We start from the raw sequence: 10715 nt of genomic DNA, 5'->3' as shown, positions 1-10715 counted from the left end.
ACCCTAAGGAGCGGATTTACAGTCCGCCGCGTTTAGCCACTTCGCTACCCCTCCAACTAGTCGTGTAAAAACCCGACTTCATAATAATACATAATTTATCAAAAAAAAGCAAGCCCTTTTTTTAATTATGTAAATTCCAATTTCTTAAAACTTCTTCATAGCCTTGATCCATTGTTTTAGCAATACTTACAAAACTATCATCAGCTCTAACTTCAAACTTCGCATTATCAACTTCCAATACTTCGCCAATCATTTTCTTTCCAATAAATAATTGATGGCATGTCATCATATTGTCGTCTTTTTTAATTTCTGTTTCTTTAATTTCAACTTCAACAGGTTTATTTTTTTTCATTTTATTTCACCTCTCATATCTCAACTTATTGAGAATATCATATTTTTAGATATTTGTTAAGTCAGAGAGGAAAAATAGAATAAGAAACCTTTTATCTTTGTAGTGTTTGAATAGAAGATAACACCTCATAACCTTCGTTTTCAATAAGTTCTTTGATTGCTTCACTATTTTCAGAGGTTGTTTGAAGTACAACCACCGGAATTTCTTTGTTGCGATAAACAACAATTTGGACAATATTCAAATGGTTTTCTGCAAAAATTTGGGTTAGATTGGCTAGAACTCCTTCTTGATCTTCAGCAATTTTGATTGACACTCTCGTTCCAGGTTCCCTGTATCCTGTAATTTTTAAGAAAGCATCAAATATGTCATTGTTCGTAATAATTCCTACTAATTCATTCAAATTATTTAAAACGGGTAACACATTGACCTGTTCTTTTCTCATTTGAAAAATAGCATCTTCTAATAAACACTCTTCTTTAATAGTCGCAACACTTTTTATCATAACATCTTCAACTGTCGTCTTATTTAGTAAGTAGTTAATTTCATAAACACTCAAACTCGTTGCCTTTGACGGCATTGCCTCTTGAATCGTACCTTCTGTTATTAAACCAACTAACCGTTTATTTTCAACCACTGGTAACCGATGAATATCGTGTTGTTTCATTAACTCAATGGCATCAAATATTTTAGTATCTTTTTTGGTCAAAACTAATTTTTGAGACATGTAATCTTTTACTAACATTGTTTATCCTCCTAAATACGCTTTTTGAATATCTGAACTTTTAAGTAGCTCGCTTCCTGTTCCTTCTAAAACAACTTTTCCAGTTTCTAAAACATAACCACGATCTGCAATGCTTAACGCCATTTTAGCATTTTGCTCAATAAGTAAAACAGTTGTTCCTTGACGATTGATTTCTTCTATTATTGAAAAGATTTCTTTAATAAAAATGGGTGCCAGCCCCATTGACGGCTCATCTAGCAATAGCAATTTAGGACGTGATAATAACGCTCTACCCATTGCAAGCATTTGTTGTTCTCCGCCTGAAAGAGTTGAAGCATCTTGATTTTTCCTATCAGCTAAAATGGGAAATCTCTCAAAAATGACTTCTAAGATATCAGCACTTTCTTTTTTATTTTTATATAAAAATGCGCCTAATTCTAAATTTTCCATAACTGTCATTCCTGTGAAAATATGCCGTCCTTCTGGTACTTGAACTAGTCCACTACTAACTATTTTAGGGGAAGATTCTTTTTCTATTTGTTGACCTTGAAATGTAATCGTTCCTTGACTTGGTCGAACTAAACCTGAAATCGTTCTTAAAATAGTTGTTTTTCCTGCACCATTTGCTCCAATTAAACTGACAATTTCTCCTTCTTTTACTTCAAAATTAATCTCTTTCACCGCTTGAATCATTCCATAATGAACGGATAAATTTTCAACTTTTAACATTATATATCACCACCTAAGTACGCTTTAATAACACGTTCATTATTTTTTATTTCTTCTGGATTTCCTTCAGCAATTAACTGCCCATACTCAAGGACATAAATTCTTTCGCAAACTTCCATAACAAGTGACATATCATGTTCAATTAACAAAATAGTTAGGTCAAATTCTTTTTGAATTTTCTTTATTAATTCTGTTAGTTCAGCTGTTTCTTGTGGATTCATCCCAGCAGCTGGTTCATCTAAAAAAAGAATTTTAGGTTCTGTTGCAAGCGCCCTAACAATTTCCAATCTTCTTTGCTCGCCATATGATAAATTTTTTGCCTTACTTGATTCTTTATCTAATAAATCAAAAATAGATAAAAGTTGTTGTGCTTTTTCCTTCATTTGTTTCTCAGCTTTATAAAATGTAGGTAATCTTAAAATGCTAGTTAAAACTCCTACTTCCTGTTTTCCAGTCATCGCAATCAAAACATTGTCTAGCACTGACAACTCTTTAAAGAGACGTATATTTTGAAAGGTACGACCTAACCCTTTATTAGCAATAACATATGGTTTCATACCGTTTAATCGTTCTTCTTTATTAGAGGTCGTTAAAATAACATCTCCCTCACTTGACTCATACACACCAGTCAATAAGTTAAATAGTGTGGTTTTCCCCGCACCATTAGGGCCAATTAATCCAACAAGTTCATTAGTCTCCAGTGTTAGATTAACATTGGAAACAGCTGCTAGTCCTCCAAAATTTTTAGTTAAATTATTTACTTTTAGAAGTGACATTGACATGACCTCCTTTACTGAAAAATTTCTTAAATGATAATTCTTTTGTTCCTAATAATCCTGTTGGTTTAAAAATCATAACACCAACTAATGCCACAGCATAAATAATCATTCGAATGGATCCAGCATCTTGTAAAAACATATTTAGAAATCCTAAAGCAATGGCGGCTATAAATGTTCCTGTGATACTTCCAACACCACCAAATACAACAATAATTAAAATATCAATTGACTTCATAAAATCAAAATTCTGTGGCACAATCGTTTGAATATAACTTGTATATAGTCCACCAGCAATAGCTGCTGTCATTGCACCAATTACAAAAGCAATCACTTTATATTTAGTCGTGTTTACCCCCATTGACTCTGCTGCGATTTCATTTTCCCGAACAGCCAATGTTGCTCTACCAGCTGGACTTTTAATAAAATTAGTCGTAATTAAAGTGGTTACACAGACAACAACGTAAACCATACCCCAGTTAACAAAAGGTGTGATACCAAATAAGCCGGCTGGACCGTTTGTCACACTATCAAAATTCATAATCAGTGTTCTAATAATTTCAGATACGCCTAATGTAGCAATTGCTAAATAATCTCCTGTTAATCTTAGTGTTGGAATACCAACAAGAAGAGCTACAATCCCAGATAACAATGCGCCTACAAGTAAGCCGGTTAAAAAACCAGTAAATGTAGGATTTTTTAGAGAAAAAATAGCTGTAGCATAGGCTCCAATAGCCATAAAACCTGCATGACCTAAGGAAAATTGACCTGAAACACCAATAACTAAGTTTAAACCAACAGCTAAAATAACATTTATGCCAATCATCACTAATGTCGTTTCAACAACAGGCGACATGAGACCAATTGAATAACCACCAGCCAATATGCCAAAAGTAATCACCATGAAAAGAAGCCATGACACATTATTCTTTAAATTTTCTTTCATCTCATTCACCTACACTTTCTCTTTCACATTTTTACCAAGTAAACCAGCTGGTCTAACAAGTAAAACAATAATTAAAATGGCATAAACAACAGCATCACGATAGGCTGTAAATCCTAGGGCACTAACAAAGGTTTCAATTATTCCTATTACAAAGCCTCCTAATGCAGCTCCTGGAATAATACCTATTCCACCAAATACAGCTGCAATAAATGCTTTTAAGCCTGGGGCAACGCCCATCATTGGATCAATGCTGTTATAATATAATCCAATTAAAACGCCTCCTGCTGCAGCTAGAGAAGAACCAATCGCAAAAGTGAATGAAATAGTATGATTAACATTAATACCCATTAATTGAGCAGCGTCTGCGTCAACACTAACGGCTCTCATAGCCTTTCCCATTTTTGTATATTTAACAATAAATTGCAATAAAATCATGAGAGTGATGGACGTTGTTAAAATTAGTAATTGAATATTACTAATAACAAAAATACCTAAATCATAGTTTTTATTTTCAATCATTTGTGGAAAAGGTCTTGTATCAGCTCCCACAAAGTAAATCATCAATGATTGAATTAAGAATGATACACCAATTGCTGTAATTAATGCCGCAATTCGTGTTGACTTTCTTAGAGGTCGATACGCTAAATACTCAATCAAAACGCCTAAGATTGAACAAATCGTCATAGCGATTAATAGCGTTGGAACTAACCCCAACTTAAATTGATTCGTAACAAAATAACCAACAAAAGCCCCTATCATATAAACTTCACCATGAGCGAAATTGATTAATTTTATTATGCCGTAAACCATGGTATACCCTAATGCTAACAAAGCGTAAATACTGCCTAAGGATAAACCGTTAATTAACTGTTGAAAAACATCCATTTGCAACATACCTCCTTTATTTTACTCGTATCCTTTTATGGATTAACCACATCTGCTGAAGCTTCTTTTCCATTCTTTATTCCAATAACAACAGCTGGTTTTTTAGGATTATGATTTTTATCCATGCTCATCTTCCCTGTTACTCCGTCAAAGTTTTTTAATTCAGATAACTCTTTAGCTAACTTTTCACTGTCAATTTCTCCAACTTTTTCCATTGATTCTGCAATCATATACATTGAATCATAAGCTAACGCATTAAATGAACTTGGTGTTTTCTTGTATTTTTCTTTAAATGCTTTAATAAAATGACCTACTCGGTCTGAACCTGGTGCTTTTTCAGAAAAATGAGCAGTATAATAAATTTCATCCATATTTTTCTCACCAGCAATACCTACCAATTTTTCATCAGAAAAACCATCTGCTCCTAAAATTGGTTGTTTAATGCCCATTTCTCTTGCTTGTTTAATGATTAGTCCAGCTTCCTCGTAATAACCAGGTAAGTAAATAAAATCAAACTCTTTATCTTTAATCTTTGTCAAAATCGCTTTGAAATCTTTATCCTTTTGATTGAACTTCTCATCAGCAACAATGTCACCTTCAAAAGTATTTTTAAATGATGCTGTTAAACCTTTAGCATAATCACTTGAAACATCACCAATGACTACTGCTTTTTTAGCATTTAGATTTTTTGTTGCATAATTAGCTAAAATAACACCTTGGAATGAATCTTGAAAGCATGCTCGAAACATAAATTCTTGAATCTTATCATTTAAAACAGTAATAGTATCATCTGTTCCAGAAGGTGTAATTGCAGGAACTTTACTTTTTGTCACATTTGGAATTTCTGCCTTACTTGCTCCAGATGTTGCTGGACCAATAATTGCCACAACTTCTTCCTTTGTTGTTAAATTAGCGGCAACCGCAGCTGACTCAGCAGTATCAGACTTATTGTCTTTAATCACTAATTCAACTTTTTTTCCATTAATACCACCCTTTTGGTTAATTTCTTCAACAGCTAACATAACTCCATCTTTTTCCTGATTTCCGTAAGCTGCGACTGCTCCTGATAATTCTAAATTTAATCCTATTTTTACTGTTTCAGCATTCTGTTTATTTTTTTTTAGTTGAGATGGATTTCCTCCACCAGGTATACCGCACGCCGTTAATAAAAATAAACTGGCAATAAACACTAAGGCTTTTTTTTTCATGACAACTCTCCTCTACTTCTTCAAATTAATTAACATTTGTTAATAAGATGTCTCCAATTATAATCATTTTCTAATCTTGTGTCAACAGAATTTTCTGACAATTCAAACAAATAAAAAAAACAGCAGTTAGCTGTTTTTATATTTTTTATAGGGTCCTCTGTATGTTTCATCAGGATTTTTTCTTAATGTAAATTTAGGTGGCACGTAGTCAATTCCACCCTTTACAAAAGGATGACACCTTAAGATACGGCTAGTTCCCATAACAAATCCTTTTAAAGCTCCATGATAATTGATCGCGTCAATCATATATTGAGAGCAAGTTGGATGATAACGGCAACTTCTAGGAAATAAAGGTGAAATAAATTTTTGATAGAAACGAACAGGTGCAATAAATATTTTTTTTAACATATTAACTCTAGTCACCTTCTTGAATATTAAAATAAGGTTGACCCAAAATGGTCAACCTTGTATTTCACATGAAAAGTCCTTAATTTACAACACAAATTAGCCGATTTAATTAATGAAGTCTAAAATGTGATTCCAAGTATCGGGATTGAAAGCATCTGAACTTTGTCCTTTACCTAAAATGACATAACCGATAAAGATGCCGACGAAAAAAAGAACTGCTAAAACAATGATAGCTAATAATATGATTATTAATTGCATAAGCACATGTTTAGTCACTGATCCCATTGGCTTCTCCTTACTGAATAAATTAATTAGTTAGTGATAACTTCTTTAGTTTTATTCGATACGATTTTTTCATCATTAATTCGTTCGACATTGGCTCCTAGAGCTTGTAATTTTTTATGGAAATGATAATAACCACGATCTAGATATTCTAAATGATGAACTTTCGTTACACCATCAGCTACCATACCAGCAATAATTAATGCTGCTGCAGCTCTTAGATCGGTTGCTGAAACTTCTGTTCCTTGAAGGCCTAAAACGCCATCAATATATGCAACATTGCCTGATACCTTAAATTTAGCGCCCATACGTTTCATTTCTTCAAGGTGTTGGAATCTGTTTTCAAACACAGTTTCAGATAAAACGCTTGAACCACTTGCTAATGTCATTAAAACACTCATTTGTGCTTGCATATCAGTTGGAAATCCTGGATGAGGTAGTGTTGTGATGTCAGTTGGAAGTAAAACGTCTGGCCCGATAACACGGATACCTTCTGCTTCTTCTGTAACACGTACACCCATTTCAATTAATTTAGAAATTAACGGACGATTATGTTCCGTGATTCCTTCTTTAATCAATACATTTCCACCTGTAATTGCTGCTGCAACCATAAATGTTCCTGCTTCAATCCGGTCTTGAACAACTGAGTGTTCAATTCCTGTTAGAGATGATACACCTTCAATACGAATTGTTTCAGTACCAGCTCCTGTTATTTTAGCGCCCATTTTATTTAAATAGATAGCCAAGTCAACAATTTCTGGTTCTCTTGCTACATTTTCGATAACCGTTGTTCCTGTAGCTTTAACAGCAGCCATCATGATATTTTGAGTTGCGCCTACACTAGGAAAATCAAGATAAATTCTTGCGCCTTTTAATTCATCAGCTTTAGCTTCAATATACCCATTTGTTTGGGTAATCGTAGCACCTAAGGCTTGAAATCCTTTAAGATGTAGGTCGATTGGACGTTTACCAATAGCACATCCACCAGGCATAGCTACCTTAGCATGTCCTGTTCTTGCTAAAAGTGGTCCCATTACTACAATTGATGCTCTCATTTGACTAACATACTCAAATGGCGCTTCAATTTCTAATTCTCGTGTTGCGTTAATTTTAATAGTGTTTTTTTCTTGGTTAAACTCAATATCAGTATTCAAATGTTTGATGACATTATTCATCATAAAAACATCTGAAAGGATTGGTGCATTCGTAATCGTTGTTTCCCCTTTATCGGCAAGCAAGGCACCAGCTAAAATTGGCAAAACAGCGTTCTTTGCCCCCTCAATTTTAACTTGTCCTAACAGCTTCTTTCCGCTGCGAACTTCAATATACTCCATAATTCTCCCTCCAAAATTTCTGGAATTAATTTCAAATCTCAATCATTATACCACGCACTCATACAAAATGGTATTTTTTATTACTGATTTCAAAAAATAAGGGTTTTAAGAAAGAAATCCTTGGAATAAATCGCGAGTTAAAAACATCACTTCCATAAAAAAGTTACTGACAGTGTAACCAATAAAAATTGAAAATAGCACATATATTAAACGGATTTGTTTATAATATTGTTGCCCTTTTTTAAATAAATTTTCTACCCTTAACGACTGCAATGCCCAAAAAGTTAAGTAGATAAAAGCAAAATGACTAAAAATCCTGACAATCGCATCTATACCGTACAATTTATAAAAACCACCTTTCATCTTTAACCCTCATTTTAACGAGAAAAAGACAAAAGGTAAAGGGATTATAAACCACATTTTAATTGAATTTTACAATGTGTACAGGTACTGCAACCACCAATTTCTTCTATTGTTCCTTCATGACAGAAGGGACAGATATTATCAGATAATTCGCTGGATTTAATATCAATGACTAAAGGCTTCTCTTCTTGTTCTACTTCAAAGAGCATCAGATCAGATAGTTCATTCTCTTCTGCACTTAATGTTAATACCTGAGTATCTCTACTACCGTCAACATAAACTGTACCACCCTTAGCGCCACCTTTATATAAATCTTCATAGATTTTAGCTACTTGTTTCACCGAATAACCTTTTGGCGCATTGACTGTTTTAGAAATTGAACTATCCACCCACTTTTGAATAGTACACTGAACACTAACATGCTCCTCTGGTGATAAGTCCATAGCAGAAACAAACTGTGATGGCAAGGTATCAGTTGCATCATTAGGATTTTCTTTCAAATACTCTTCGACAATGTCTGCTTTTACTTCAATAAATTTTCCTAATCGCCCACTTCTGAAATAAGAAAATGAAAAGTAAGGTTCTAAGCCAGTTGACACTCCTGCCATAGTCCCAGTCGACCCTGTTGGAGCCACCGTTAATAAGTGAGAATTACGAATACCATACTTTAATATTCCCTCATGAACATGTTTTGGCATCTTTTGCATGAAACCAGTCTTAATAAACTTTTCTCTTAACAACTTTGTCTCATTATCAGTTTGACCAACTAAATAAGGGAAACTTCCTTTTTCTTTAGCAAGTTCTATAGAAGTTTCATAGGCTGTTACTGCGATAGTCTCAAAAACAGTTTCAATTAATATGTTTCCTTCAATTGATCCATAAGCTTTTTCGCAATAAATTAACATATCAGCAAGTCCCATCACACCTAAACCAATTCGACGTTCACTTTTTGCTTGTAATTTATTTGGCTCTAAAAAATAAGGTGTTGCGTCAATGACATTATCTTGAAAACGAACACTGGTCTGAACTGCTTCTATTAGTTTTTTTGTATCAACTTCTTTTCTTTCCTTATTAACCATTTTAGCTAAGTTAATCGCTGCTAAATTACAAACTGCATAAGGAGTTAACGGTTGCTCACCACACGGATTAGTAGCAACTACACTTTGACCATAGGCTGCTGCATTAGTCATTTCATTAGCATTATCAATAAAGAAAATTCCTGGTTCGGCTGAATAAGTGGCACAAAAGGTGATTAATTCCCACAATTCTGACGCTTTAATACGGCGATAAGTTTTAACTTTACGTCCAGTTTCTTCCCACTTTCTGACATCACCCATTTCTACCCAGTTTTTATCGTAATCATTCATTTCATCTGCTGAATAGTTTTCAATGTCAGGAAATTTCAACTCATAGTCTAAGTCATTTTCAACAGCGTGCATAAATTCTTTGGTCAAACAAATCGAAATATTAGCCCCTGTCAAAAATTCTTTTTCTTTTACGCTATATGTTCCACCATCTAAAAGTTTTTGCTCAACTGTCTTAAGATAATCATTATGTGATAACTTATTTTTCTTACCTTCTGTTACTAAACATTCTAGTGCTTCTTTTTCACTTTCTGTGATTGGTGTAAACTCTAATTTTTCTTCTGCTAATTTTTTTACAAATGAACTTTTTGTTGATCTAATTAAATAGCGAAGAACAGTTTCATTTTGAATTTTAGAAATAACAAATTCAAAGACATCTGGATGCCAGTCAGCTAACATAATCATCTGCGCCCCGCGTCTACTTCCACCCTGTTCAACCAAATGAGTTAAGTTTGCAAGATCATTTAACCAAGAAACAGCACCTGATGATTTACCGTTAACACCATGAACGATTGCTGAGCGTGGTCTTAACGTTGAACCATTGGTACCAACACCTCCACCGCGACTCATGATTTCCATAACTTCTTGACGATGTTTAGCTAATCCATCTCTGGAATCATGAATAAAAGGCATTACAAAACAATTAAAATAAGTAACATTGGAATTTGTACCCGCACCGTAAAGAACTCGTCCAGCCGGTATTAATTGTTGTGAAGCTAATTGTTGATAAAATTTATCAAAAAAGAATGAATATTTTGATTGTTCTTCTTGATCTGCCATTCCTTTTGCGACTCTTTTGGCAATTTGTTCATAAAAAATTTCAAGAGGTTTTTCAATTTCTTCTTTTCTTCTTTTAACTAATCCTGTTTTTTGTTCATTCAAATCAGACAATTGGTTTCGGTAACTCTTTTCAACCTCAATAATTAAGTCTTGTTGATGAATTGTTTTGACAATTCCTAGTCCCCTTGCTGGATAATCAGGGTCATCTTTGACCGTTAAAACAACTAAGTCTCCTGCCTTTAATGACGCATTGTAAATATCTTTATAAGCGTATCTATCTAACATAACAAGTCTAGAAATCCCTTCAAATTCAATGGTCATTTCTTTTGTTATCGGAAAAACTTCCTCAAAATTTAAAATGTCTTGATTTAACCTATCTATATTAATTTGTTGCATTAATCATTCATCTCCCAATCCTATTATAAAAAACACTATATATAGTAACCTTTCATTATTATAACACTATATATAGAAATAAATAGTCTTGATTTTTAAAGTATTTTGTTGTAGTAGTTTTTTTATAAACAACACAAAAAAACTGGTTCAAAATATGAACCAGTTTTCTAA

At 33.5% G+C, this 10715-nt stretch carries 12 protein-coding genes; all 12 read right to left on the bottom strand.

Going from position 1 to position 10715, the window contains the following annotated elements; genetic code table 11:
* Positions 1-121: 121 nt before the first annotated feature.
* Positions 122-352: a DUF2969 domain-containing protein gene (locus RR554_RS11245; RefSeq protein WP_332462505.1), complete on the bottom strand. Its 231-nt coding sequence runs from the start codon at positions 350-352 to the stop codon at positions 122-124.
* 91 nt (positions 353-443) lie between these two features.
* The gene (locus RR554_RS11240; protein WP_332462506.1) at positions 444-1094 is read right to left on the bottom strand and encodes a CBS and ACT domain-containing protein; all 651 of its coding nucleotides are present in this window, start codon (positions 1092-1094) and stop codon (positions 444-446) included.
* 3 nt (positions 1095-1097) lie between these two features.
* Entirely contained in the window at positions 1098-1802 is a 705-nt protein-coding gene (locus RR554_RS11235; RefSeq protein WP_332468047.1) for an ABC transporter ATP-binding protein, read from the bottom strand.
* Positions 1802-2578 (bottom strand): ABC transporter ATP-binding protein, encoded by a 777-nt coding sequence (locus RR554_RS11230; RefSeq protein ID WP_332462508.1) that lies wholly within the window; start codon positions 2576-2578, stop codon positions 1802-1804. The genes RR554_RS11235 and RR554_RS11230 overlap by 1 nt, the downstream gene beginning before the upstream one ends.
* On the bottom strand, positions 2556-3524 hold the full coding sequence (locus tag RR554_RS11225; protein ID WP_332468046.1) for a branched-chain amino acid ABC transporter permease: 969 nt from the start codon (positions 3522-3524) through the stop codon (positions 2556-2558). Before RR554_RS11225 ends, RR554_RS11230 begins: the two co-directional genes overlap by 23 nt.
* A gap of 9 nt (positions 3525-3533) precedes the next feature.
* On the bottom strand, positions 3534-4409 hold the full coding sequence (locus RR554_RS11220; protein ID WP_332462510.1) for a branched-chain amino acid ABC transporter permease: 876 nt from the start codon (positions 4407-4409) through the stop codon (positions 3534-3536).
* Positions 4410-4444: 35 nt separating this feature from the next.
* Entirely contained in the window at positions 4445-5617 is a 1173-nt protein-coding gene (locus RR554_RS11215; RefSeq protein WP_332468045.1) for an ABC transporter substrate-binding protein, read from the bottom strand.
* Between the two features lie 126 nt (positions 5618-5743).
* Entirely contained in the window at positions 5744-6025 is a 282-nt protein-coding gene (gene yidD, locus RR554_RS11210) for a membrane protein insertion efficiency factor YidD (RefSeq protein WP_332462512.1), read from the bottom strand.
* Positions 6026-6130: 105 nt separating this feature from the next.
* Positions 6131-6310, bottom strand: a complete 180-nt coding sequence (locus RR554_RS11205; protein ID WP_332462513.1) for a DNA-directed RNA polymerase subunit beta — start codon at positions 6308-6310, stop codon at positions 6131-6133.
* Between the two features lie 26 nt (positions 6311-6336).
* Complete coding sequence (murA, locus tag RR554_RS11200) at positions 6337-7641, bottom strand: UDP-N-acetylglucosamine 1-carboxyvinyltransferase (RefSeq protein ID WP_332468044.1); 1305 nt, start codon at positions 7639-7641, stop codon at positions 6337-6339.
* Between the two features lie 105 nt (positions 7642-7746).
* A complete protein-coding gene (locus RR554_RS11195) occupies positions 7747-8004 on the bottom strand; it encodes a DUF1146 family protein (protein WP_332462515.1) in 258 nt (85 codons plus the stop codon).
* Positions 8005-8048: 44 nt separating this feature from the next.
* Positions 8049-10544 (bottom strand): vitamin B12-dependent ribonucleotide reductase, encoded by a 2496-nt coding sequence (locus tag RR554_RS11190; RefSeq protein WP_332468043.1) that lies wholly within the window; start codon positions 10542-10544, stop codon positions 8049-8051.
* Positions 10545-10715: the final 171 nt, after the last annotated feature.

This window comes from Vagococcus sp., from assembly GCF_036639995.1.
In the GTDB taxonomy this organism is placed as follows: Bacteria; Bacillota; Bacilli; order Lactobacillales; family Vagococcaceae; genus Vagococcus.
This window is presented reverse-complemented; position numbering and strand designations above follow the sequence as displayed.

Bases quoted from the DNA above. Each gene is read 5' to 3' on its own strand.
- RR554_RS11245 (WP_332462505.1), bottom strand. From the start codon at position 352: ATGAAAAAAAATAAACCTGTTGAAGTTGAAATTAAAGAAACAGAAATT.
- RR554_RS11240 (WP_332462506.1), bottom strand. From the start codon at position 1,094: ATGTTAGTAAAAGATTACATGTCTCAAAAATTAGTTTTGACCAAAAAA.
- RR554_RS11235 (WP_332468047.1), bottom strand. From the start codon at position 1,802: ATGTTAAAAGTTGAAAATTTATCCGTTCATTATGGAATGATTCAAGCG.
- RR554_RS11230 (WP_332462508.1), bottom strand. From the start codon at position 2,578: ATGTCACTTCTAAAAGTAAATAATTTAACTAAAAATTTTGGAGGACTA.
- RR554_RS11225 (WP_332468046.1), bottom strand. From the start codon at position 3,524: ATGAAAGAAAATTTAAAGAATAATGTGTCATGGCTTCTTTTCATGGTG.
- RR554_RS11220 (WP_332462510.1), bottom strand. From the start codon at position 4,409: ATGGATGTTTTTCAACAGTTAATTAACGGTTTATCCTTAGGCAGTATT.
- RR554_RS11215 (WP_332468045.1), bottom strand. From the start codon at position 5,617: ATGAAAAAAAAAGCCTTAGTGTTTATTGCCAGTTTATTTTTATTAACG.
- yidD (WP_332462512.1), bottom strand. From the start codon at position 6,025: ATGTTAAAAAAAATATTTATTGCACCTGTTCGTTTCTATCAAAAATTT.
- RR554_RS11205 (WP_332462513.1), bottom strand. From the start codon at position 6,310: ATGGGATCAGTGACTAAACATGTGCTTATGCAATTAATAATCATATTA.
- murA (WP_332468044.1), bottom strand. From the start codon at position 7,641: ATGGAGTATATTGAAGTTCGCAGCGGAAAGAAGCTGTTAGGACAAGTT.
- RR554_RS11195 (WP_332462515.1), bottom strand. From the start codon at position 8,004: ATGAAAGGTGGTTTTTATAAATTGTACGGTATAGATGCGATTGTCAGG.
- RR554_RS11190 (WP_332468043.1), bottom strand. From the start codon at position 10,544: ATGCAACAAATTAATATAGATAGGTTAAATCAAGACATTTTAAATTTT.